This is a genomic window from Enteractinococcus helveticum, from assembly GCF_001657475.1.
Taxonomy (GTDB): domain Bacteria; phylum Actinomycetota; class Actinomycetes; order Actinomycetales; family Micrococcaceae; genus Yaniella; species Yaniella helvetica.
Window position 1 is genome coordinate 91,102 of record NZ_LXEY01000016.1, and the last position, 24,471, is coordinate 115,572.

The following is a 24,471-nucleotide window of genomic DNA, read 5'->3' on the forward strand; positions in this document are numbered from 1 at the left end:
AATTGCCCGTGCAACGTCGTCGTTATTTTTCCTTTGACTCGGCTGTTGGACGGCCCAGCGGGAATTTGCCGCGCAGGCCCAGGAATTCCACGGTTTTGCCGCGTTGGGTGTAGCGTTCGTTAATTGCATCCAGAGTGGCGGCGGTCGAGTGGTCCCAGATGTTGGCTTGGCGCAGATCGATGACGACGTGGATGGGGTCCAGGGCGTATTCGAACTGGTTGGCCAGGTCGTGAGATGAGGCGAAGAACAACTGGCCGGTGACCAGGTAGGTGGCTTTGGTTTCGGCCTCATCGATGCTGCGAGAGACCTTGGCGAAGTGGGACACGCGACGGACGAAGGCGATCATGGCGGCCAGCACTCCCAGACCCACGCCGACGGCCAGGTTGCCGGTGACGACGGTTGGGACCACGGTGATGAGCATGACCAGGGTTTCGGATTTTGGCATGTTCTTCAGGGTGCGCGGGGCGATTGAGTGCCATTCGAAGGTTGCATACGAGACGTAGACCATGACGGCGACGAGCACAGCCATGGGCATCAGACCGACGATGTCACCTAAGCCGATGGCCAGGATGAGCAGGAAGACGCCGGCGACGAAGGTCGAGATGCGGGTGCGGGCTCCGGAGGCGCGCACGTTGATCATGGTTTGGCCGATCATCGCGCAGCCGCCCATGCCGCCGAAGAATCCGGCCAGCATGTTGGAGGCACCCTGGCCAATGGATTCGCGGGTTTTATTCGAACCGGTGTCGGTGATGTTGTCGACCAGTTGCGCCGTCATCAACGATTCCAGCAGGCCGACCACGGCCATGGCCAGTGCTGCCGGGAAGATGATTTCCAGGGTTTCCAGGTTGAAGGGGACATCCGGGATGAAGAAGAATGGCAGTTCGCTGGGCAGTTCGCCTTTATCTGCCACGGTGGGGACATTGATGTTGAAGATGATGACGATCAGGGTGACGACGACGATGGCAACCAGTGCCGACGGGACGACTTCGGTGACTTTGGGCCACAGGAAGATGATGGCCAAGCCGAGGGCGAATAGCGGGTAGACGGCCCAGGGCACGTCGATCAGATCGGGTAGTTGGGCGATAAAGATGAGGATTGCCAGGGCGTTGACGAAGCCGGTCATGACCGATTGCGGGATGAACTTCATGAGTTTGGCAACGCCGACGACGCCGAGCACAATCTGTAAGATGCCGGCCAGAATTACGGTGGCAAACAGGTATTGGATCCCGTGCGATGCCACAATTGGTGCGATGACGAGGGCGGTCGCGGCGGTGGCCGCGGAGATCATTGCGGGGCGTCCGCCGAGAAACGAGATCGAGATGGCCATGATGCCGGCCGCGTAGAGTCCGACTTTGGGATCGACGTCGGCGATGAGGGCAAACGCGATGGCCTCGGGAATCAATGCGAGCGCGACCACCAGACCGGCCAGGATTTCCGTGCGCATCCAGGCTGGTCGTTTGAAGGTTTCGCGAACGGATTGGCGTAAGGCAGGCGTAACCGTCGCCGCGGACATAAAGCACCTCTGGAGTAGATTCTTGGATCAGACCACACATCGACACGCGTGGTAGGGGAACATCCGCATTCTACCGAGGTTTAGGGTGGGGTGGCACTGCGTCCTACCCGCTTGGCTCTGGAGGTGGCTGGTTAAGCATCCCAGGTGGCATAAGGTGCGTAGTCGTCAGATAACGCATTGAGTAAGTTTTCAACCTGGCCTTCGGAGACCGCTTCCATCAACACCGAAAACGCTGCGTGCATGCGGGTTTGGCTTTCCTGCAGGGAGCAGCCCAAATGTTTGGCAACCCGGGACCATGTCTGCTGTGTCGAAGCGTTCTTTGGTCGCTGGTACATCGGTGGTTAGCACCTGGCCCAGCTCTTTGGCTAATTGGGTGGCAAAGTCCTCGCGTTCATCTTTGAGATCCCGTAGTGCAAGCGTTTCCAGTAGTGCGATAACGGTGTCGTGGGCTTCCTGGAATGAATCCAGTTCGGCACGTTCTTGCACCCGTTCGACAATTTCGGTGGTCTGCATGGTGTTGCTCCTTGAAAATGCGATTGGGTGGATGGACGTTACGATTCCATGGTGAGCAGATGCTGTCACCTATTGGTAACAGGTGCTGATTTCTGGTGAGACCGATGTGGAAACGCGTAGTCTGAGCAGATGACCGAACAAACGCAATACCCCCAGCGGGTCCACGAAATCGATACCGGGCCTTTCACTATCAGTTACCGGGTGCACGTCGATGCATCCGTTGATCAATTGTGGTCGCTGGCTGTAAATCCACACCGACATCACGAGTTGGACGGCGGCGGATCGCTGACGAACCAGGTCAGCGGCCCCGAAACCCTCACCGAAGGGGACACGTTTAACATCTGGATGCGACAATTCGGGGTGCCCTACACCCTGAAGATGCGAGTCCTCATCGCTGACCCGCACCGTGAGATTGCGTGGCAGCATCCCGCCAAACTCGTGTGGGCTTGGACATTTGAACCCACCGACGACGGCACCTGGGTCACCGAAACCTTCGACTATCGGCAGGTCAGCCCGCTGATGCTGCGGTTGTGGAAAGCAGTGGACCTGTTCAATCACAATGCGCACAATATCCGTGCAACACTGCAGGGTCTACAAGGCCACTACGCCAAGGGTTCACATGACTGAGCCACGGCAAATCCGTCGCATCACGGTGTTCACCGGATCACGCCACGGCAACAGTGACGCTTATGTTCAAGCCGTGGAAGCCTTCGCAACCACACTTGCTGATCACGGGTACGGCGTCGTATTTGGCGGCGGCAACGTGGGGTTAATGGGTGTGTTGGCCGATACGGTCCTAGCATCTGGTGGCGAAGTCACCGGTATTATGCCCAAATCGTTGACGACCGTGGAGATTCCACACCCGAAGCTGACCACGCTGGAGATTGTGCCGAATATGCACATCCGCAAAGAGCGCATGGCCAACCTCGGTGATGCGTTCGTTGCCCTACCGGGCGGAGCCGGCACGCTCGAGGAACTCTTCGAAGCCTGGACCTGGCAACAGTTAGGCATCCACACAAAACCGGTCGCGCTGCTCAATGTAGCAGGGTTCTGGGATCCACTCCTTGCCATGATCGATCACATGGCCGCTCAAGGCTTCATGCGCACAGAATTTACCGACGCGCTCATCGTAGAAAGTGAACCAGCGGCACTGCTTGCTGCGCTGGCATCCTGGAAACCTCCCAAGCATCCGTGGAAAGACCCACAAATGAGTTAATTTCGCTACACCCGGTACCGCTATGTGATTCCGAAGGCGTTAAAGAAAGGTACCTCAATGGACCGTTGCGCTTCCTCGCCTCATGACAGAACACTGCCGCAATCGGCTGATACAAAGCCTCGTCTTCTACACAATGTCGTGCGCTGTGGTGTGGCAGCGCTTAGCATGCTGTGTATTGGACTCAGTTTCCCCGCGCACACCGACGTGGCCACAGGCATCGTTCCGATCGTCACAGATTGTGCGGAGCTCTCCGAGTTTGAACACCCCTCCACAGCGATCACCTCCGCTACGACAGTGCCCAGCGGAACATTGTCACACCGCGGCAAAGCTATCGCAGAACATTGCCTGGTCACCGGGACGATGAATAAGCGCCTCAGCCATGTTGATGGCCAAGAATATGCCATCAGTTTTGAGATGCGGCTGCCGAAAAACTGGAGCGGGCAATACCTCTACCAGGGCAACGGGGGACTCAATGGCAAAGTCACCACCGCCATCGGTGCTGCAGGCGGCAGTGAAACTGCTTTAGAAATGGGCATGGCTGTCATCAGTTCTGACGCCGGACACACCGTGAGTCAAAACCCTACCTTCGGTCTTGATCCCCAGGCTCGCCTCGACTACGGATACCAGGCAACAGCAACTCTGACGCCGATGGCCAAGGCACTGATCAAAACGACGTATGGTTCCAAGCCCGAGTTTTCCTACATGGCTGGCAGTTCAAATGGTGGACGCCACACCATGGTGGGCGCATCACGCTATACCAAGGAATACGACGGATTCTTAGCAGTCGCGCCGGGCTTTAATGCTCCCCAAGCGGCTCTGGCACAACTATGGGGTGCTCAGCAATGGGATACGGTGGCTACAAGCGACCTCAAATCGGCGCTCACTCGCAAGGAACGCCGCCTCATAGCCGACGCGATCCTTCAACAGTGTGATGCGCTTGACGGCCTTGCTGACGGTATGGTCTTTGCCAGCGCGCGTTGCCAGGACACTTTCGATGTCACAGAACATGTTCCCACATGTACATCTGATCGCGACGGCAGTTGTTTGACGCAAAAACAACAGCGCGTAATCACAGACGTTTTCAACGGTGCCACCACCAGCGACGGCTCTGCAATCTACTCATCGTTTCCCTACGACCCTGGCATGGTCTCTGATGATTGGGCATCATGGAAATTCAGTGCTTCCATCAAACGGCACTCCGTAGCAGTCGGCTATGTTTATTCCTCGCCGCCGTATGCTCCTAATCTCAATTCCCTGCGAGACTTCGTACTGGACCTAGACGTTGATGAAGCAAACAAATCAATCTACGCAGCCTTTGGACAGTATGGCCTCAGCGCGATGGATTTTATGACTCCACCGGATTTGAATTACCACAATTTGAAGAGCAGCGGCGGCAAAATGATTGTGCTGCACGGCGCATCCGACGGCCTCTTTTCTATGGAGGCCACGTCTTCGTGGTACCGCGCACTGCATACCGCTCATGGCGAGGATGTTTCGGACTTCGTTCAATACTACGAGGTGCCCGGCATGACCAACACCCGAGGTGGACCAGCCACAGATCAACATAACTCATTAACTGCACTGATCAATTGGGTAGAACATGGCATCCAACCCGAGTCGCTGCATGCGTGGGTGAATCCAGCCAATAAATGGTTACCCCCTGATTGGGCCCGGAATCGGAGCCGTCCGCTGTGTCCTTATCCGGAGCTTGCCTTCTACACCGCCGGCGACCCAGAAGATGCAACAAGCTTCGAATGCCAAGCCGCTAAAGAGCCGGCGCTCAACACTCAGCTGCCGTCAAAGAAATCCCTGTCGGGGCTGAAGGAACATGCACTACCGTCTGGCAGCTTCACCATAAACCACGGGCCGGCAACGTTACATTCACGGTGACCAACGATACGGATGCGAGCGCAGCAAAAGCAGCGGCACATTTCCTCAGGCGAGAGTGCAGACGGCGGTTATCCACATTCTGTAACTGTTGCTCCACTGGAGTTCAATGCAATGGTGGAGTTTCGGTATGACACAACATATAGGTACCGAGACAAATCCCGCAGGGCTCATCAGCCAAGCCCAAGGACTCCTGGCCCAAGCGCTGGCACGCTATCGTGCACCTGACGCCTATGCCAAGCTTGAACGCTTCACGGTGGAACAAGCGTCAATCGATTGGGGCACCGTGTGGGGAACGCACGATCCACCGCCTAGCGGTTCGGCGCGCCCTCCAGATGTACCGTTTCCCGTCTTGATAGGAGGCATCGAACAGCTGGGTCGCCAGGTTGCAGCGCTGCAAACCCTCATGGCCGGATTCGCCTCAAATGCCTACTATTCGGATGCGGAACGAGTCGAGGTCTTTGGCATGCCCGCCGGCAAAGCGGCCTTCCGTAATATCGCAGAGTACCTCCGCGATACCCTCAGAATTCCACTTCGGCAGGCCAAGGCCCGAGTTAAACTTGCTGCCGAACTGGCACCGGCTCCAAGTCTGGACGGCGGTCATATGCCGCAGTCCCGCTATCCGCAAGTGGCACAGCACTTTTTCGATGCGGCCATCGATACAGCCGCAGCCGAGATTGTCGTGGACACTGTCAATCAGGTACAGCGCGAAGCGGCCCAAGCAAAAGTACTCACACCGGAAGTACAAGACCGTCTCGACACTGGCCAGCAGCATCTCACGGCACAGGCTACGCAGTTAGATCCTGATGGATTGCGCCAGGTAGCCAAGCGATGGTTACAGCACACAACCTATTGGTTCAACCAAGACGGGACGCTCGACGACCACAGCTTAGACAGAAAGCGGGGCGCTTCTTATCGCGGCCACGTCCGAGGTCTACACAACTGGGTCCTACGCGTCGATGACCTCTTCCACGAACGCCTACGCGTTCTGGCCTCCGTCGTCAATAATCCCAACACCAGTTTTGATCCGCTCAAAACTCTGCTCGAACAACTCTTTGGTACGACCTTGCCGAACTTCACTACACCAGTCATTCGTAAAAAGCCCGACGATCACGGACAACAGCCACTGTTTAGCGAAGACGAAGTCGGCCACCCCGTCACGGCAGCTGACGAACGAACCCGAGAGCAAAAGCTACTCGATGGCATCACCGCGGTCATTGACACCGGCATGTCGCTAGCGTCGACGACCTTCCCGGTCGTGGGTGGCTTGCCACCGCAGTTGAGCGTGATCATGGACTATCAAACGCTCTATGACCAATTTACTCACGAGTGCCCAGTGACCGGTCCGTCTCAACCCAAGGCCACCACCTTCATCTCGCAGGCACTCTTTACAGGTCCTATCTCACCGTCGTCGATCAGACCGTTGTCGTGTGAAGCGGAACTGATACCGGCTGTCCTTGGCTCCCATGGGGCTCTACTGGATCTGGGTCGCACAGCCCGTCAATTCTCTGCGGATCAACGGCGAGCGTTGATCGCTCGAGATCGCGGGTGTGCTGCACCCAATTGTAAAATTCCGGCACCGTGGTGCGATGCTCACCATGTCGAACCATGGAAAGACGGCGGCGGTACCTCTGTTACCAACGCCGTACTGTTATGTTCGCACCATCATCACGCAGTGCACGCCGGGATGTGGTCAGTCAATATGCGAAACGGTATCGCTTGGTTCATCCCTGCACCCTATCTCGATCCCGATCGTCGACCACGGCGCAACCGCTTCTGGCGATGAGTTCAAATCGAGTGGAGATGAACCGTCTATCGGCAGGTAAATATCCGCAACTGAACCTTCGCAAGGAATACCGGATTCAGGCAGTTATTTCCACTAACTATTACATAGGAATGGGAGGGCTGCTAAGTTCTCCAGACATCGTAACCTTCCCAATCTATGACATGTGTTATCCCAGTTGTCCTCGCGAGCGATCCTCTTTATAGGGTGCTGGACAAACTACAGCGCGTATGGCTTTCTGTCGTTGACCGGGAGCTCCCCAAAGGACTTCAACTTCCGTGCCGACATCAGCATGATCGACATTGATTGTTGCAAGCGAAAGCATCTTCCTGAAGTAGTAGCTATAGCCACGCGAAGTTGCTACACCTACCAACTCTCCATCGACCTCTACACGGTCAGCCCACATGTACCCACGTTGGTCTCGCGGCATCTCCATATATGCAAAATGTTCTCCAGGTTCGAATAAGGACCGTTGTACTTCCAAAACGTCGTCCCCGTTCCATTCAAGGGTCCTAAGGACGCGCTTTGGTGATTGTTTTTCTGCAGCGAGTGCTTCGGCCCCTAAGTAATCATTTCTTTTTGTTGTCACTACTTTTGCCCAGCCAAGTTCAATGGGGCTTCGGTAATACTCGCTGATGTCTTTGCCGTCATAGCTGCCGTTGATATAGGCGGGTTTCGCAAATGGTGGCATAGAACTCAGAAAGTATTCGCGGTAGCCGCTCATGTCCTCATCAAAAATTGCGGGAATATAGTCAGTTGCGATGGTTGGGAATGATGCCTCAAGATGATTGATCATAGCGATACGACCACCCATTTTCCGGATTCCGAAGTCTCGTCCTGCTTCAAGTACAGCCTGGTAAATCTCGGCACCTATGGAGCTTGGACCTTGGAGTTCGAAGCCAATTTCTCCTGCCATCCCCTGACGTAGGGCGAAGATCTCATGTCCAGCGACCGTTATGGTTACTGCACGCATGTACCTCGCGTCGGCTAGATCTTGTGAGCCACTGAGCTTTTGCAACAGCGCTAGTGCGTTCGGTCCTGAAACTTGATACATGAACCAGTCCTCATTGGTTACTGAGGCGTCATAGTTTCCCTTTTCAAGGTTGTAAGCTAGCCAAAATCCACCCCGACCGTGCACCATAAAGTCTTCGTCGCCAAACCGGGTCAAGACACCTTCGTGAATGACTTTGCCATCCTTATTGGTATGCACAGCGTGCTTCGACTGATAGAGGTCGAATACCTCAAAGTTGTTGACGGTGAAATCCGAGATGAGTTTCAAGGCGTCAGGTCCTGTAAACCGATGCTGCCAGAGGAATGACCAATCTCCGATATAGCAGGTTTCTTTCCATGACATGCTCTCATCTAGCCAGTTTGTATACTCAGGTTGCCCGAACCGGCTCCACGCGTATCCTTCGGGCTCTTGGCGCATCTCTTCTACTGTAAAATCCACTACTTTTCCTTCCAACGTGTGATTGCGATCAGTTCTGAAGCACGAGGTCTTCGAGCTGGACGTCTTCCTCAAGCAGACCGTCTTCAATTGAAATTTCAATGAGACGATCCAATGACTCTTGGTCGACGGAGTCAACCCACCGAGGAAGGCGCATGGTCTCAGTAATCTCTTCGGGAATCTCGGTGTAACTGGTGATGATGTTTCGGGTTTCCTCGGGGTGTTCCTCAGCGTATTGGGCCGATTCGGCCATCGCGTTTTGGAATTTCTCTACAAGCTCTGGCTGTTCGTCCGCTAGCTCTTGGGTCGTAAAATACGACGATGCCATCAAGTCAGGTGAAACCTCTATCCAGTTCCATGCAATAGGCTCAAAGCCAGCGTTGAGGCCCATTGTCAAAAAAGGTTCAACCAGGAAGGCCGCATCAACGGTGCCTTGTTCGACGCCCGGAACCATGTCAGGGAACGCAAGCTCGACCATTTCAACTTCGTTTGGGTCTCCACCAGCGTTACGTACGGCCTCTTTGACTGTGGAGTCAGAGATATTATTCAGTGTATTAACAGCAACGCGCTTACCTTCAAGATCAGCTGCCGTTTCAATTCCGCTATCTGGTAAGACTACTGTCGCACCGTAGTCGGTCTCTTCGTCTCCGGTGCTGGTTCCACCTGGCGCCACTACTACGACGTCCAATCCCTGGGACTTCGCGATAATAACGCTTGTCGGATTACTGAATCCAAATTCATATTGACCACTTGTGACCGCTGGGATAATCGCAGCACCGCCTTGGGCTGTTACTAGTTCAACTTCAAGGCCGTGTTCTTCAAAGATTCCTTGGTCGACGCCTAAGTGAAGTGGCGCTAAATCTACAAGTGGCATGACACCAAGCGTGATCTTTTCCATCTCACCGTTCGTCGAAGCCGCCTGGTCTCCTTCAGTTGAAGGCCCAGCTCCGTTCCCACAAGCAGCTAGTGACAACGCACTCAAGGCAATGAAGGAAACTATGGCGTTTCTTTTAGGGCTCGATTTTAAAGGTCTCATATTTTCCTCAGTTCATGATCGCAGGAGGCAATTGCCTCAACTACTCAGGTATCTCCTGTAAGATGCATCACTTCCAGGCTAGAATCAAGAAAGATATTTATCCAATAGAAAATGCCTATGAGATTATTAGCGCCCTCTATAATGCGGGATAGTGATTCAGGCAAGGAGAACCTGTGAGTGAGCCCTGGACCCACTATGACATCAATTTGCTTCGAACATTTTTGACTGTCTATGAGACACGAAGCGTGACCGTGGCCGCTGAGAGACTGTTCGTGAGTCAGCCGTCTGTCAGCTACAACTTATCCAAACTGCGAAAACTCTTTTCAGATCCCCTGTTCCTACGCAGACAAGGAACTCTAGAGTCCACGGCACGTGCAGATGCGTTATACCCAGAAATATCGCATGGGATACGAGTCCTTAATTCAGTCGTCAGAAACGCGAGACAGTTTGAGCCCAAAGAAACGACGAGGACTTTCAAATTAATGATGACCGACCTAGGCCTCATGGCGTTATTCTCATACATTGTGCGAGCTATGCAGGAACGCGCACCAGAGGCCAGGATTCAGGTGAGCCTCATTGACGTTGCCAAAGCCGAGGAACTCTTGCGGCGTGGAGAAGCGGACGCTGCAATAGCAATTCCAGAATTCTCACCAGATCTTGTAGTCCGAGACCATCTTATGGATATGCCGTATGTTGGGGTCTGTTCTTCACACCACCCCCGACTAACAGATTCTCCTTCAGTAGAAGATTTAATCGGCGAGCAACGCATACATGTATCGAATACTTTGGGTCATCAAAAAGTCGAAGAAACTTTGGTGAGCATTGGACTAGATGCGCTGCCCACCATCGCGCTTCCAACCTATTCTGTAGTTGATGAGACCCTCATGGCTACAGAATGCTTTTGCATTGTGCCCCTGTTCCTTGGCGACATGTTTGCAAAGAGAAGCAGCATCAAGAAGTTCCGGGTTCCGTTTCATCTTGAACCTGGGCATGTAGGGCTTCACACCCTGCGCCAATTAGCCCCCTCACCAGCAATAAATTGGCTCCGCGAAGTGATCATCGAGTCGCTTGAAGCGTATCCGTACCCAAAATATGTACCTGCTCAAGCCTAGGTGCAGAACGCCTCAGTGATTCTTAAGAACAGGCGACTCTGTTTATACCGCACGCTATCAGATACTATTTGCTGCAAAGTCGGCCTATCAGGTCGACTTTGATCTCCCTTTGAACTTCGAAATTACACAAACAACATACATAAATAATGAGGCTAGAAGCCATGGCTAGGAAACCGTTCAACATGCCGCCGAAAGCATTCGGGCCTGCAGAAGCTGATCCGAATGCTGACGTCCACGTGTTTCGGGCAGCGGATGCGCCAGAACCTCGCACCGGCACTCCCCCGGCAATGACGCGCAAGCTGGAAGGCGACGGTGCGAATCTTATTTTCTTGACGTTCACCCCGGGCCAGGTCCTCCGTGCCCACACCACCGCGCATCCTATTACCTTGCAAACCCTACAGGGGACACTCAAAGTCGTCACCGATCAGGGCGAAGTTGATCTCGTTGTTGGCACCGTTATGCACTTGCGCGCCATGGTCGTCCATGAGGTGTCTGCACCAGAAGATGCCCCGGAACGCAACGTGTTGTTATTGACGATGCTCACCGGCGAACGACACTCAACGGACCCAACAGCAGCAGCATAGATCGACACCATCTGAACAGGCGGACGGCATGCGTGAGATCCCAAGAATCATCGATAATGGCAACATCGGCCCGGTCAACTCCACCCTGGTTCCGCGATATAGCGGCGAATCGACCTTCGCGCTCCTACCGCGCCTCCGGGATCTGGAAACTGCAGGACGCAGTGCTGACATCAAAATCGTTGGCGCACCATTTGATACGGGAGTTTCCTATCGTCCCGGTGCACGCTTTGGTCCCGCCCATATTCGTCAGGCCTCACGACTGCTTCGCCCCTACAACCCGGCAACAGATACTTCACCATTTGCCCAAGTCCAAGTCGCCGACGCCGGCGATATGGCACTGAATCCGTTCCACATTGAAGAAGCCATCGCCACGGTAGAACACGATGCGTTGGAGCTCACCGCCGACGGCGCCTCGTTGCTGACCATTGGCGGGGACCACACCATCGCGCTGCCCTTATTACGTGCAGCCTCACAACGCGCAGGACAACCGGTGGCACTATTGCACTTCGATGCGCACCTCGACACCTGGGATACCTATTTCGGTGCCGACTATACCCACGGCACACCATTTCGACGGGCCGCCGAAGAAGGACTGCTCGATCCTTCGGCCCTGTGCCACGTCGGCACTCGCGGACCGGTATACAGCAAAAATGATCTGGACGACGACGCGCGATTCGGCTTCGGCATCATCACCAGCGCAGACCTGTACTACAAGGGCGTCGAAGCCGTGGTGACCATCTTGCGCGAACGCATCGGAGACAAACCGGTCTATATCTCCCTGGATATTGACGTCCTTGACCCAGCCCATGCGCCGGGAACCGGTACACCCGAGGCCGGTGGGCTGACCAGCCGCGAACTGTTAGAAATGCTGCGCGGTCTCCGAGGGCTAAATATTCTTGGTGCCGATGTCGTCGAAGTACTGCCCAGCTATGACCATGCAGAGGTCACCGGGATTGCGGCGGCTCACGCATGCTATGACCTGCTGTCGTTGATGGCCGATCTGCGCGCCGCTAAGTAAATAATGACCCACGCACAGGAGGTAGGCATGCGAACCGGTGGCGATCTGGTGATCGAAACACTGTCCGCACTGGGAGCGACCACGGTATTTGGTATCCCCGGCCAACATGCCCTGGGGCTTTTCGATGCCCTGGGTCGCAGCCCGTTGCAGTACATCTCATCCCGGGTGGAAAATAATGCGGCCTTTGCAGCTGATGGTTTTGCGCGTGTGACAAATCAGCCCGGTGTACTGATCGTCTCAACCGGTCCCGGAGCATTGACCGCGTTAGCAGGAATCCAGGAAGCATACGCCAGTAGTGTCCCGATGATCGTTATCGCCTCCCAAATACCGCAAGCGGGTCTGGGCGGGCGCCGAAAGGGCATGCTGCACGAGCTTGATGACCAAAAAGCCGCGGCACGCAACGTGACAAAAACCCAACATACGATTCATCATGCTTCTGCAATTCCCGCTGTCGTAGAGGACGCCTGGCGGACTGCGCTCAGTGCTCCCCAGGGGCCGGTCTGGGTCGAGATTCCACAAGACGTCCTATTGCACCCAGCTCCAATACCGCCGCCCTGCGACCTGAGTATCACGCTTGCCCAGCTGACACCCCATCACAGCAGCGTGGCTCGGGCCGCCCAGTTACTCAGTGCTGCCCGACGTCCTGCCATCATTGCCGGTGGAGGTGTTCGTCGATCCGGCATGGCAGCCCAACAAGCACTGGCCATGCTTGCTGAGCTGCTCGATGCACCGGTCGTGTGCACTCCGGGCGGCAATACCGCGTTTCCTTATGACCATCCGCTGTCACTGGGCGGGTGGGTTGAAGACCGGTATGTCACCGAAGTATTCGAAGACGCGGATGTCCTGCTGGCGGTTGGCACTGCGTTGGGAGAAGTTAGTTCGAACTACTACTCGATGCAGCCGCGCGGTCAGCTCATCCACATCGACGCCGAACCGCGCGTATTGGAAGCCAATTATCCCGGCCTGGGAATCCGCGCCGATGCAGAACTGGCACTCGAGGCGATCCTCTCGGCAATACAGCACGGTCCGAAGCCCACCGTGAGCAACTGGCATGGTCTCACCGCTGCCAAGCTCGTCGCCAAAGTGCGCAGGCAGATCACCGATCGTATTGCCCACCAGGATCTCGAGCATGAACAGTCCATCATGCGATCCATCCGCAACGCGGTGCCCGATGACGCACACACGTACTGGGACATGACCATTGCCGGCTACTGGGCGTGGAACACCTGGGACACCAAACACGGAGCTTTCCATTCCGCACAGGGCGCCGGCGGGATCGGTTACGCGTTTCCCAGTGCGCTTGGTGGAGCCGTTGGTTTACAACAACGCGTCCTGGCCGTCTCCGGCGATGGCTCAGCGATGTATTCGATTGCCGAACTCGCCGCTGCAAAACAGCATAATGTTCCCGTGACCTGGCTCATCATTGACGACGGCGGCTACGGCATCCTGCGCGAATATATGCATGACGCCTTCGGACAAACCGTTGGTACCGAACTAACCCGCCCGGACTTTGTCGCTCTGGCGCAATCATTCGGCGTCTCGGCCACCTTGACCGATCCTGCCTCCCTGGTGGATGATCTGCAAGCAGCCTGGCTCGCCACCGGCCCCAATGTGTTGGTTCTGCCAACCACGCTGAAAATGTGGACGCCCACGCACCAGACCTTCGACCGTGCCTAGAGCAGGCCAGAGCCTGTCGGTGGTTTCCCCTGAAACCACCCACATCCCATAAGAAGTGCCACTGTGTCCACTGGCACTGCACAAGCCGCTGCCACACAAAACCGGCATGATGTAGATATGACTACTTCCACACCTCACGGTGGCGAGACCTACTTCTCTATCGATATCGAAGCCGATGGCCCCATCCCCGGACCATACTCCATGTCCTCCATCGGAGTTGCCGTCGCCGGACGTCGAAACGCAGAGGGCGCCTTTGAGGACCTGCGCAACCAAGACCTCGGACTGCACCTGCAGCTCAAACCCATCTCATCAGACTACATTCCCGAAGCCGCCGCTGTGGCTGGCCTGGACCGTGATGAACTCATCCGAGATGGACTCGCCCCCAAGGATGCCATGCGAACGCTGGTCGACTGGATTAGCGAACAGGCAGGAAATGACCGTCCAGTCATGGCTGCCTACCCGCTGTCCTACGACTGGATGTGGGTGTACTGGTATCTGATGCGTTACGCCGGCACCAGCCCCTTTGGCCATTCCTCCGCTATCGACATCAAAACGCTGTTCGCCACCAAGTCCAATCGGATGATCCGCAAGGTTGGCAAACGTTCCATGCCTAAGAAACTTCTATCCAAGCGCCCGCACACCCACCATGCCCTGGATGATGCGTGGGAGCAGGCCGACCTCTTGGTCAACCTGCTGCATTGGGATCCTTCCATTTGAGGCAATGCAACACTTATCCTCTCAACGCTGCATTGCTATAATGCTATGTAGAAGGAGGTCGTTATGACTGCTCCAGTTCCAGATAGAACTAGTAAATCACCACGCAGACCTTCACGCATTACAAGGCGATACAAGGTCAGCGAACTTAAGGGTCGCGTTGTCGTTGAGGGCGTAAGCGTTGGTGACGTAGAGGAAGCTCTACGTCTTGCCCAACGCGTTTCTGAAATACGTCACGATGCGCGGGGCTCGTTCGAAGATTTCGTAAATTCCTCGCTCCTGGAGACCAATGAGGAGCTCGTCCCCAGTGCATCACAGCGTCAGATTCAGCGCACTGCTGCACTGCGCCAAAAGTTGCTGACTAAATACGGTGCGGAAACCCATGAAACCTTGGCACAAATTCGCGATAGCCAACCCGGATCAGTGAGGGCCTGGGTGACCAGGGCCCGCGAGCAAGGCGAATTATTCACCGTCAAATTTAAAGGCCGGGTCCTGATTCCCAAAGTGCAGCTAGACGACGAAGGGAAACTTGACCCAGCTATTAGCGCTCTGGTCCGTCCATTGTTGGAGGCTGATCTGGATGGGTGGTCGCTATGGACATGGTTGACCCACCCGACAGGGCATCTCAGCGGCAAAATACCAGCAGAGCTTGCCCACGTTGATCTAGAACGTGCACAACGAGCTGCCGATCTTTACGCGCTTGATCTCCGGAATGAACGCGGCGAGGTGGCGTGACGCATAGTTTTCCGGCACAACAACTCACCTGCCCCGTCCCTGACGAATGTACCGTTGCGATTTCGGAACTATCCCAACACGCTCGTGGTGGAAACCTGCCCACGTTCAAGTTTTCTAAGGATCGCGTATGGTTTCGCGTTTACGATGCGCGTGACGGGTACGGGGTGCCGAACCCCGGCTGGGGCAACACCCGTTTTGCCCCCTTTGATGATCTACTGTCGGGCAGTCGCGTCCCCACCATGTATCTGGCGGAAAGTCTCGAGGCGGCACTATTGGAGACACGTTTCCACACCATCTACGAGCTTGAGCCAGAATCACGAATCGTAGCGGAACGTTCACTACATGGTTATCTACATGCTCAAGTTGTCCCGCCTACCAACATGACCGTCGTGGACCTAAGAGATCCACAACTGCAGGCTCTGGGCTTGACCCGGGAGAACCTGGCGAATAGTTCCTTCGAGCATTACCCCTGCACTCGGAAGGTCGCACAAGCTATCCATGGAGGTCCGCAGGGGCCTGACGGGATTATCTGGCATTCACGTCAGGCAGAATTCTCAAGGCAAGCCCAGTACGAGGTCATGGTGGTCTTCGCTGACCGTGTTCGCCATGACCGGGATGCCTGGACGCTCAGCCCCGCCCGGAATGCCAACGGCGCGTTACTGGAAGGCGCGGGCAGGGAGTTATTCGACGAAGTTGCCGACGCTCTCGGTGTAACGGTCATCGCTGATTACTAGCCACCACCTGCTGTAGCGTGCTTCTCGTAACTACTCGAGGGGCCGTAGTCGCGCTGGTCGGACTACTTGATGCTTCCCTGGGCTTCCGGCACCTCGAAAGCCTTCTCGATCTGGTCCATCGGAACGTTAATGACCAGCTCTCGAAGCCTGCTCCGGATCGTCCTATATTGAACTGGTCGACGAGGGCACTGCACTCTTGATCACCACCGAGGGCACCGAATCATATGGGGCGTCTGGCGATGAAGTTGCCTGCGTGCTCGACGAGCTGGCTATGCCATCGAATATCGTCAATCGCCTCGAAGCAACTCGCGCCCTCGATGGAACCCAAACCGGCACATGGGACGGTTATGAAGCCACCTGGAATTATCACCCCAATAGCGGGATGAACCTGACGATCACGCTCGTCGACGCCTAACCGCTAGCGTTTGATCGTCAATTCGATGATCTCCAGAATGTAGGGCGCCACGATGGTGCGCGAAATGCGCAGATCAACGACCAGCGTGCCGCGTGCGCCGTCGTCCACCCAGGTTTGTACCTGGTCTAAGTCATCCATGGCGTGAATGACGACGCCCTGGGCTCCGAAGCCTTTGGCGACCGTGGCGAAATCGATCTGTTCAATTTCCATGATCTGCTCATCGAGACCTTGGGAACCGTACTGGTGGATTTCCGCGCCATAGCAGGCGTCGTTGAAGACCAGTACGACCGCACTGGTGGCGGTATGCACGAGCGCATGCAGATCGGGCAGGCCCATGGAGCCACCGCCGTCGCCGGTTGCCACGATGGTAGTGGCATCGGGTCTGCCCAGGGCTACACCGGGTGCCGATGGCAATCCGAGGCCGATGGATTGGTATTGGGTGCCGACCATGGTCAGGCTGTCGGGGGCTGGCAGATCCAGGTAGTAGCTGGACCAACCGATGAAGTGGCCGCCGTCTGAGACGACCTGACGGTTGGCTGGCAGGATCGTATTGAGGCGGTGCATCGCGCTGCGCGGATCCAATAGTCCATCTTCGGCCTGGCCGGTGCCGGTGTCGCGGTCAAAGTTCAGCATCGACTCCCGGGCGTGTTCGGCCTGGCCCTGCCACGGGAGGGGCGGCGTCGTGGAGGTTTCTAGCCGGGTGGCCAGTGCCTCGACGGTTGCTGTGGCCTCGCCGTGCAAGAACACATCGACGCGCTCATTGGTCTTGTCGTGTGCCAGGTCGATCTGAATCAGCTGAGCCTCAGTGTTGAACTGCGTGTTGAATGCCGTGGTGAACTGGTTGAGTCCTGCACCCACGACCAGTACGACGTCTGCAGCGCGGATCAATTCAGAAGAAGGTTCGGAAGCAAAGCCACCGCATACGCCAAGATCATAGGGTCGGCCCGCAAAGGTTCCCCGAGCCGGTGCTGATGAGGCGGTCAGGGCGCCGAGCTGATAGGCCAGTTCGCCTAAGGCGCTTGCGGCTTCGCGCGCTCCACGACCCGCAACGATCAATGGCCGCTTGGCGTTTGCCAACAATTGGGCTGCATCATCCAGGACACTGCCGGGAACTTCGGGCGCAGCAGGTACGGCAGCCGCGACGACGTCTGGTTCTGGTTCGGCGTGTGTGGCGCCAATATCGTGCGGGATAAACAGCACCACCGGAACGCGCTGGGCCCAAGCCGTGGCAAAGGCGTCGGTCGTCGCCTGAGCGGGGTTCGCCGTCGTAAGAGTGATGGTTGGTGCCCCAACGCTGGTGGCGATGGCCACCTGGTCAACATCCCAGGGCCGTGGTCCAGTGGTGGGTTGGCCTCCGACAATAAACACCATCGGGGTCCGGGACTGCACGGCCTCGGCTAGCGGGGTGATGGTGTTGGTGTAGCCGGGGCCGAAGGTCGTCGTCGCCACTGCGATGTTGCGGCTGACCCGGTAGTAGGCATCCGCTGAGGCCACGGTGCCGGCTTCGTGCCGCAGTCCGGTCATGCGGACTTTATTCTCGCGTGCCAGGGCATCGGTGAAATAGGCATTGCCGTTGCCCATCAGGGCGAAAACTTGTGTCGTGTGTTCGGCAACGACACGGGCGACAACTTCAGAAACGGTACTCACGGTGAAAACTCCTAGGTGAGCGAACTGCTGGAACGGTTGGATCAAGAATACTTCGGGGTACTGATACCGCGCAGCGGGGTCTTTCCCACTGGCATAGGAAAGACCCCGCTGTTATTGCGGTAGTGGGTATTTGGGATTAGAGGAATGGCACCAGAATGGTCGCTAAGAACAGGGTCAGGGTACCGCCCAGCCGGGTGGCCATGGCCGCAAATGGCATCAGGTGCATCCGGTCGGCCGCAGAGAGGACGGCGACGTCGCCGGAACCGCCCGAGTCGGCCATAATCAGTCCGGGGATGACGGTGGCTTCCACGAAGTTAAACTTCACTAGCCAACCGACCACGCCACCAATCAGCGCAGACAACAGGACTGCACCCATGGTCATGAGCAAGAAGTGCAGGCTGGTGACGGCCTCGAGGACCTCATTGAGGTCGATGTAGGTCAGGCTGACGCCGACTAACAGGGCTGACACCAGGGTGGTGTTGACGAAGTCGCCCCACTGGGTGGCTGCGTTTTCGAGTTCTTTTGGCAGCAGCTTGAAGATCTTTAGGATGGCGGTGACAACAATGGCCCAGGCGTACATGTGCAGTCCGCCGATGGCCGCGTTGAGCATGCCACCGATCATGAGAATAATGCTGGCCATCATCAGGCCCTGGAACAGTGCCACGTAGTTGGTGTGGGCTTTCTTGCGAGGCTGTTCCAGGTCTTTCTTATTGCCCTTGATCCGCATCAGTTCACCATTGCCGTTGAATCCAACGAACCATTGTTTACCATTGCTGGTGACACCACGCAGGATGCCAGCAAATACCACGCAGAACACGTTGGCTAGCGTGGTGACGGCGACCAGGCTGCCCATGAATGCAGAAGGATCGGTGCCCAACTGCTCGGCATACATTTCCGCCATGGGGACCGCACCCAGGCCGATACCACCGGCCATGACTGGGCCGGCGAAGAACAGCATGCCTTCGAAAAAACCCTCACCCACCAGTGCGGAAATAGCGCCCATCAGGGCAAAGACGCCAACGATGGCGGCAATCAGCGGGATGAAGAAGCGCAGACCGGCTTTGACCAACAGGGCTCGCGGCATACCCAGCAGGGCACCGACGATGATCGCCGAGACGAAGAAGTCCAGGAAGCCCTGATCCGTGAGAAAAATCGAGACGGCGGCTTGAATGTTCTCCGGGATAATCCCACCGAAGTACAAGATCGACGGGACGAACGTACACAATAAGGTGGGCAGACCGTAATCTCGTACCTTGGGGATGCGGTTGCCGATCCACATCAGCATGCCACCCAGCAGACCGGTGATCGCAAAGCCGATCACCATGGACGGTGGGAGGGCATCGAAATAGGAAGCCAGGATCAAGAAACCGAAGGCGATAACGAAGTACGGGATCGGGATAAATCCGACTCGCCATTTGGGATCGGTCATCATCGTTGACCAGGCTAGCCACCATTTGGAGTGTTTCTTTTCCAGCACTACTGTCTCTGGATAGATATTGGTTCCCCAGTGCAGGTCCTGGCCGACGGCGTCGATTTCGGGTGCGTTGATGGGGTCAGCGGTGTCGTGTTGGGTGCCGTTTTTGGCGGCAGATCTTCTGGTGCTGTATGACTGCTCTACCATGGTGTTCTCCGTTATCCTGCGACTTTCGCGCTGGCGTCAACAGTTTCAATTGCTGCGGCACTGACCGCGTCGAGTTTGGCATCATCGATGCCCGTGTCGAAGCCTTGTCGATGCAGATGGGCAACTAAGTCTGCGGTGGACAAGTTGCCGGCTGCACCCGGGGCGAATGGGCAGCCGCCGAAACCGCCCAGGGCTGCATCGAACATGGTCACGCCGCGTTCAATGGCCAGATCCACGCTTTCCAGTGCGCGTCCGTGGGCGTTGTGCAGGTGCAGGCTGTAGTTTGCTTCCGGGAATTGAGTCATGACCGTATCCAGCGAGTCGGCCAAATAGTCGGGCTCGGTGGTGCCCAGCGTATCCGCCAAACCAATGGTGGTGACGCCGGCTGCAAGTAGTTTGCCGACAATCCGCACCAGGCGTTCTGCGGGGATATAGCCTTCAAATGGGCACCGGAATGCGGTGGAGACGCCGGCGAAGAATGCTACATCGGGGTAGTTTTTTGTGGCACCGATCAACCCGTCCAGTGCTTCATCCACCGTCTGGCCCGCATTGGCTTTGGAGTGTTCTTCGGATGCTGACAGCACCAGTTGGATGGCATGTTCGCCTGCTGCCCGCGCACGGTCAACACCTTTGCCATTGAGTACTAGCGAGGTGATCTTGGCTTCGAATGCAGGATCGTTAAGCAGCTGTGCCACGATCTCTTCTGCTCCGGCCATTTGCGGTACTCGTTTGGGGTTGACGAAGGAGGCGACTTCCATTCGGCGGACGCCGGCATCGGCCAGTTGGTAGGCAATCTTGAGACGGTCTTCAACACTGACCATGACCGGCTCATCTTGCAGGCCGTCGCGTAGAAAGACGTCGGTAACGACAATGTGCTTGGTCATGACTGGTTCACAACTTCCTGGGACAGGGCGTCGATTTGTTCGTCGGAGTAGCCGGCGACGTCGCGCAGGACCTGATCGGTGTCGGCACCAAGATCAGGGCCGACCCAGCGGATCTTGCCGTCGTGAGAGGCAATCTTGGGCACAATGCCTGGGAAGCGAACCAGTTCTGGTTGATCTTCGACGACGACTTCCATGGGCTGGACCATGTCGCGGGCAATGTAGTGCTCATCTTCGGCCAGAGATTTGGCGTCGAAGACCGGAGCGGCCGGTACGCCGGCTTCGCTCAAGATTTCTAGGGCGGCATCGAGGTCGTGAGCCGAGGTCCACTCGCGAATGGCGGCGTTCAGCTCTTGTTCTCGAGCGCTACGCGCTGAGGTCGAGGTCAACGACTCATCGTTGGCTAGATCCGCACGGCCGATGGCCACCATCAGGCGTTGGAACACCGAATTGGAGTTACCACCAATGACCACTTCCAGATCATCGGCGGTCGGGTAGGCGCCGGCTGGGACAACGCCAGGCAGGACCGCACCTTGCCGCTGACGGATCACACCATAGGCGTCGTAGTCTGGTACCAGCGATTCTAGAATCGAGAACACGCTTTCATACAGCGCGACATCGGCAACGTTATCGGCTTTGTCACCCGAAGCTTCCAGCCCGGCGGACTTGAGGCGCTGGCGTTTCATCATCAGCATCAGCGCGCCAATCACACCGTAGAGCCCGGCAACCGAGTCACCGATTGGTGCGGCCGCTCGGCCAGCTGGACGATCTGGTTCACCGGTGATGTAGCGCAGCCCGGCAAAGGATTCGGCCGCAGAACCAAAGCCCGCACGATCGCGGTATGGTCCGGTCTGGCCGTAGCCCGATATCCGGACCAGCACAATATCTGGGTTGACCGCGGTGAGTTGATCCGGGCCGATGCCCCAGCGTTCCAGGGTCCCGGGACGGAAGTTTTCAATGACGACGTCGGTGGATTTGGCCAGTTCCAAAATCGCTTCACGTCCACGTTCGTCCCGCAGGTCGAGTTCAACGGATTTTTTATTGCGACCCAGCGTACGGAAGATCATCGAAGTTTTTCCGCGGGGAGTCCGCCAGTCCCGGACTTCGTCGCCGCTGCCGGGTTTTTCGATTTTGATGACCTCGGCTCCGAAATCCGCAAAAATTCGTGCGGCGAATGGCGCAGCGATGAAGTTGCCCAGTTCCAGAACACGCACCCCGTCAAGTGGGAGTGCGTTGACGTTTGCTAGTGGTTGCATTTCCTACCTCAAATCTCAGTGAGTGGGACCACAGTCCCGATAGATAGGACTTAGTGTAACCACAAGTGAGTCACCTCACAAGTCTTTGTGGGGAAATCTTGAACTTTCGGGTAATAATGCTGAAACGTTAGAAGGTTGCAGCAATGCTTTGCGCGGTGCGGACGACGGCTGAACCATGGTCTTGACCAGGAGACTTATCGATACGTGCCATCGGTATGGCCAGACAAACTGCTGCAATCACTGCCCCATGACGCATGACGGGCGCACTGACTGATGACAGCCCGGGTGTGCGTTCTTCGATGGATTCAACCCACCCACGATCACCGAGTGTCTCGGCAATATTCTCACTGGCGAGGACTTTGCCCGCCGAGCCATGAAGCGGATAGATCAATCCTGGTTCGGCTGTGATGCGAAGACGGTGATGGCTATCAAAGGAGTCGATGCACAGGCGCTTGTCACCCTGGCGGACCCATAATTGGGCGGTTTCCCCGGTTTCTTCGCGCAATGCCGATAAGTAGGGACCTGCCAGTGATTGCAAGGGCAACGATAGGAGACGACGACCCATGGAGTACCCGCCGCCGGGGTGTTTGGACAGAAATCCGTAGGCTTCCATGGATTGAGCAACCCGGTGCGCCGTAGATTTTGATAATCCGGTGCGCTGAGCAATTTCGGTGGCGGTTAGGGTTTCAGAGCCCACGGCATCCAGGATTGCGGTCACGCGCTCCAACATCTGATTTTTGACGCCCTCGCCAGGCTGGGTTGCTTTCGAAGCCATGGTCTCCCTTGGTGGTTGCAGTGGTCTCGGCATTGATTGTAGCCCCGACCCACCGCCACGCTGGCTAGTGCAGTGCGCTGCGCGAGACTAGATCGTCAAAGATCATAAACGTTTGTGTGTCCACAACCCCCGACAGCGGCTGAATTTCATCAAACACCACCCGACGCAGATCTGCGGTATCTTTGGCCCGGACTAACAAGATGACATCCATCGGCCCGCCGGTCAGGGTCACGTGCCAGACTTCTGGAATGTCGAGCAACTGTTGACGCAGCGCACGCCAGTTGTGTTGGCGCAGCTTGAGAATGACATGGGCTGATGCCCCGAATCCCAGTTTGAGTGGATCGACGTTGACGGTGAAACCCGTGATGACGCCGGTGTCTTGCAAATGCTGGAGTCGGGCATGGCAGTGAGCGCGCGAAATGTGGACCTGCTCAGCCAGCGCGGTCATCGATATCCGACCGTCTTGGGCCAGCACCGAGATAATGTTCCGGTCGATGGTATCCAGGGCAGGGGCTTGTGCTGACCACTCTTCGGGCATCGTCACCGGCATCACCACTTTGTTATCGCATACCCAATTTTTTGAACAATGTGTTCTTCAGTCTAGGTAAATTTTGGTGATCTGTCGCTGATTCTCCAACAAGCGCCCACTGATCGATTTCACTCGCCATACTGGATTTACTGTTATGCCGCTCACGTGAGAGGACCATCAGCCATGATGCCGGAAAATGCGCAACCTGATCTCTCAGAAGAAAAAGCCAAGAAACTCGGGATTAGTCTCGAAGATTATTTACTGCCCACTCACGGCCGGATCCAAATGATCTCGGAAACCGGTGCCCTGCTACCACCCGAGGAACAAGGCCACACCCCGGGGCATGAATACCCGATGCCCGAGATCGAAGAACTGTTAGAAGGCTACCGCCAGCTAGTCATCGGTCGTCGTGTCAACGATCAAAACTACGCGCTCGTTCGTCAGGGCCGCATGGCAGTCTACCCCTCCTCCCACGGTCAAGAGGCTTCCGAAGTCGCCGCCGCACTGTGTTTATCCCCCACCGACTGGCTGTTTCCCACCTACCGTGACACGGTTGCCGTAATCGTACGCGGGGTGGATCCGGTCCAGGTGATGACCAACTTCCGCGGCGACTGGCACCAGGGCTACAACCCGCATGAACACAACACCTCAATCCAGTCGACGCCGTTGACCACCCAGCTGCTCCACGCCGTGGGCATGGCGCACGCGGCCCGGCTCAAGGGCGAAGACGTGGTCGTGCTGGGCATGGTCGGGGAAGGGGGCACCTCCGAAGGTGACTTCCACGAAGCCCTGAATTTTGCGGCCGTCTTCCGGTTGCCGGTGATCTTTTTTGTTCAAAACAATAAGTATGCGATCTCAGTGCCGCTCTCCCGCCAGACCGCGGCCCCATCGCTTGCGCATAAAGCGGTTGGTTATGGCATGGCCGGGGAACTCGTGGACGGCAACGACCTGGCCGCACTGCTGGCCGTATTAGGTCGGGCCGTGAAATTGTGTCGGGAAGGCGGCGGACCGTTCTTGGTCGAAGCAGACACCTATCGAATCCAATCGCACACCAATGCCGATGACGCCACCCGCTACCGGCACAGCAAAGAAGTCGATGAGTGGACCACAAGGGATCCCATCACCCGGATGCGCACCTACCTGCGCTCCGAAGGTGCCTTAACCGAGGAGCTGGAGGCCCAGTATCACACCGATGCTGAAGACGTGGCATCGGTACTACGTGAGGCCATGGGGCAACAGCCCGATATTCAACCGTTGGACCTATTCGATCATGTCTACTCGGTGCAAACCCCACAGCTGGCTGAACAACGCTCCCAGTTGGCAGAAGAACTCGCCCGCGATTCCCACACCGACAATACGAGTGCCTAAGGAGCCTTAG

The 24,471-nt window shown here is 56.5% G+C and carries 22 protein-coding genes and 1 pseudogene; 13 read left to right on the forward strand and 10 right to left on the reverse strand.

The window, feature by feature from the left end; genetic code table 11:
* Window positions 1–22: 22 nt before the first annotated feature.
* Window positions 23–1,513: a SulP family inorganic anion transporter gene (locus tag A6F49_RS05985; RefSeq protein ID WP_043057598.1), complete on the reverse strand. Its 1,491-nt coding sequence runs from the start codon at window positions 1,511–1,513 to the stop codon at window positions 23–25.
* Window positions 1,514–1,644: 131 nt separating this feature from the next.
* Window positions 1,645–2,026, reverse strand: a pseudogene (locus A6F49_RS05990) (DUF2267 domain-containing protein).
* Window positions 2,027–2,155: 129 nt separating this feature from the next.
* Here A6F49_RS05990 and A6F49_RS05995 point away from each other — a divergent pair.
* From A6F49_RS05995 to A6F49_RS06010, 4 genes are all read left to right on the forward strand, one after another.
* Window positions 2,156–2,653 carry an SRPBCC family protein gene (locus A6F49_RS05995; RefSeq protein ID WP_043057596.1) on the forward strand — a complete coding sequence of 166 codons (498 nt, stop codon included), beginning with the start codon at window positions 2,156–2,158 and terminating at the stop codon, window positions 2,651–2,653.
* Entirely contained in the window at window positions 2,646–3,242 is a 597-nt protein-coding gene (locus A6F49_RS06000) for an LOG family protein (RefSeq protein WP_043057595.1), read from the forward strand. The genes A6F49_RS05995 and A6F49_RS06000 overlap by 8 nt, the downstream gene beginning before the upstream one ends.
* Window positions 3,243–3,407: 165 nt before the next feature.
* Window positions 3,408–5,132: a tannase/feruloyl esterase family alpha/beta hydrolase gene (locus A6F49_RS06005; protein ID WP_052504809.1), complete on the forward strand. Its 1,725-nt coding sequence runs from the start codon at window positions 3,408–3,410 to the stop codon at window positions 5,130–5,132.
* Window positions 5,133–5,259: 127 nt separating this feature from the next.
* On the forward strand, window positions 5,260–6,915 hold the full coding sequence (locus tag A6F49_RS06010) for an HNH endonuclease signature motif containing protein (RefSeq protein WP_043057594.1): 1,656 nt from the start codon (window positions 5,260–5,262) through the stop codon (window positions 6,913–6,915).
* Between the two features lie 166 nt (window positions 6,916–7,081).
* On the opposite strand, the gene A6F49_RS06015 is transcribed toward A6F49_RS06010, so the two are convergent.
* Both A6F49_RS06015 and A6F49_RS06020 read right to left on the reverse strand, forming a co-directional pair.
* Window positions 7,082–8,362 carry an aminomethyltransferase family protein gene (locus A6F49_RS06015; RefSeq protein ID WP_201120258.1) on the reverse strand — a complete coding sequence of 427 codons (1,281 nt, stop codon included), beginning with the start codon at window positions 8,360–8,362 and terminating at the stop codon, window positions 7,082–7,084.
* Between the two features lie 28 nt (window positions 8,363–8,390).
* Window positions 8,391–9,395 carry an ABC transporter substrate-binding protein gene (locus A6F49_RS06020; RefSeq protein WP_043057593.1) on the reverse strand — a complete coding sequence of 335 codons (1,005 nt, stop codon included), beginning with the start codon at window positions 9,393–9,395 and terminating at the stop codon, window positions 8,391–8,393.
* Between the two features lie 173 nt (window positions 9,396–9,568).
* Here A6F49_RS06020 and A6F49_RS18400 point away from each other — a divergent pair, with 173 nt between their 5' ends.
* From A6F49_RS18400 to A6F49_RS06060, 8 genes are all read left to right on the forward strand, one after another.
* Window positions 9,569–10,507, forward strand: a complete 939-nt coding sequence (locus A6F49_RS18400) for a LysR family transcriptional regulator (RefSeq protein WP_043057592.1) — start codon at window positions 9,569–9,571, stop codon at window positions 10,505–10,507.
* 182 nt (window positions 10,508–10,689) lie between these two features.
* Window positions 10,690–11,091, forward strand: coding sequence for a cupin domain-containing protein (locus tag A6F49_RS06030; protein WP_052504807.1), 402 nt, complete (start codon window positions 10,690–10,692; stop codon window positions 11,089–11,091).
* A 28-nt stretch (window positions 11,092–11,119) separates the two neighbouring features.
* A complete protein-coding gene (gene speB / locus A6F49_RS06035; protein ID WP_043057591.1) occupies window positions 11,120–12,109 on the forward strand; it encodes an agmatinase in 990 nt (329 codons plus the stop codon).
* Window positions 12,110–12,112: 3 nt separating this feature from the next.
* The gene (locus tag A6F49_RS06040) at window positions 12,113–13,786 is read left to right on the forward strand and encodes a thiamine pyrophosphate-binding protein (protein WP_043057590.1); all 1,674 of its coding nucleotides are present in this window, start codon (window positions 12,113–12,115) and stop codon (window positions 13,784–13,786) included.
* 117 nt (window positions 13,787–13,903) lie between these two features.
* Window positions 13,904–14,503 (forward strand): 3'-5' exonuclease family protein, encoded by a 600-nt coding sequence (locus A6F49_RS06045; protein WP_043057677.1) that lies wholly within the window; start codon window positions 13,904–13,906, stop codon window positions 14,501–14,503.
* A gap of 63 nt (window positions 14,504–14,566) precedes the next feature.
* On the forward strand, window positions 14,567–15,235 hold the full coding sequence (locus A6F49_RS06050) for a hypothetical protein (RefSeq protein WP_043057589.1): 669 nt from the start codon (window positions 14,567–14,569) through the stop codon (window positions 15,233–15,235).
* Entirely contained in the window at window positions 15,232–15,969 is a 738-nt protein-coding gene (locus A6F49_RS06055) for an RES family NAD+ phosphorylase (protein WP_043057588.1), read from the forward strand. Before A6F49_RS06050 ends, A6F49_RS06055 begins: the two co-directional genes overlap by 4 nt.
* Window positions 15,970–16,165: 196 nt before the next feature.
* A complete protein-coding gene (locus A6F49_RS06060) occupies window positions 16,166–16,384 on the forward strand; it encodes a hypothetical protein (protein ID WP_052504806.1) in 219 nt (72 codons plus the stop codon).
* A gap of 3 nt (window positions 16,385–16,387) precedes the next feature.
* Here A6F49_RS06060 and A6F49_RS06065 read toward each other — a convergent pair whose 3' ends face one another.
* The 6 genes from A6F49_RS06065 to A6F49_RS06090 all read right to left on the reverse strand — a co-directional run bounded on the left by A6F49_RS06065 (window position 16,388) and on the right by A6F49_RS06090 (window position 23,102).
* Window positions 16,388–18,031, reverse strand: a complete 1,644-nt coding sequence (locus A6F49_RS06065; RefSeq protein WP_043057587.1) for a thiamine pyrophosphate-binding protein — start codon at window positions 18,029–18,031, stop codon at window positions 16,388–16,390.
* Between the two features lie 136 nt (window positions 18,032–18,167).
* Entirely contained in the window at window positions 18,168–19,652 is a 1,485-nt protein-coding gene (locus A6F49_RS06070; RefSeq protein WP_052504805.1) for a 2-hydroxycarboxylate transporter family protein, read from the reverse strand.
* Window positions 19,653–19,663: 11 nt separating this feature from the next.
* Window positions 19,664–20,536 (reverse strand): hydroxymethylglutaryl-CoA lyase, encoded by an 873-nt coding sequence (locus tag A6F49_RS06075; protein WP_043057586.1) that lies wholly within the window; start codon window positions 20,534–20,536, stop codon window positions 19,664–19,666.
* Window positions 20,533–21,789: a CaiB/BaiF CoA transferase family protein gene (locus A6F49_RS06080; protein ID WP_043057585.1), complete on the reverse strand. Its 1,257-nt coding sequence runs from the start codon at window positions 21,787–21,789 to the stop codon at window positions 20,533–20,535. Before A6F49_RS06080 ends, A6F49_RS06075 begins: the two co-directional genes overlap by 4 nt.
* Before the next feature lie 127 nt (window positions 21,790–21,916).
* Window positions 21,917–22,564 carry an IclR family transcriptional regulator gene (locus A6F49_RS06085; RefSeq protein ID WP_043057584.1) on the reverse strand — a complete coding sequence of 216 codons (648 nt, stop codon included), beginning with the start codon at window positions 22,562–22,564 and terminating at the stop codon, window positions 21,917–21,919.
* Between the two features lie 64 nt (window positions 22,565–22,628).
* Window positions 22,629–23,102 (reverse strand): Lrp/AsnC family transcriptional regulator, encoded by a 474-nt coding sequence (locus tag A6F49_RS06090; protein ID WP_043057674.1) that lies wholly within the window; start codon window positions 23,100–23,102, stop codon window positions 22,629–22,631.
* Between the two features lie 177 nt (window positions 23,103–23,279).
* On the opposite strand from A6F49_RS06090, the gene A6F49_RS06095 reads away from it, so the two are divergent.
* Window positions 23,280–24,461: a thiamine pyrophosphate-dependent enzyme gene (locus A6F49_RS06095; RefSeq protein ID WP_052504824.1), complete on the forward strand. Its 1,182-nt coding sequence runs from the start codon at window positions 23,280–23,282 to the stop codon at window positions 24,459–24,461.
* Window positions 24,462–24,471 lie beyond the last annotated feature (10 nt).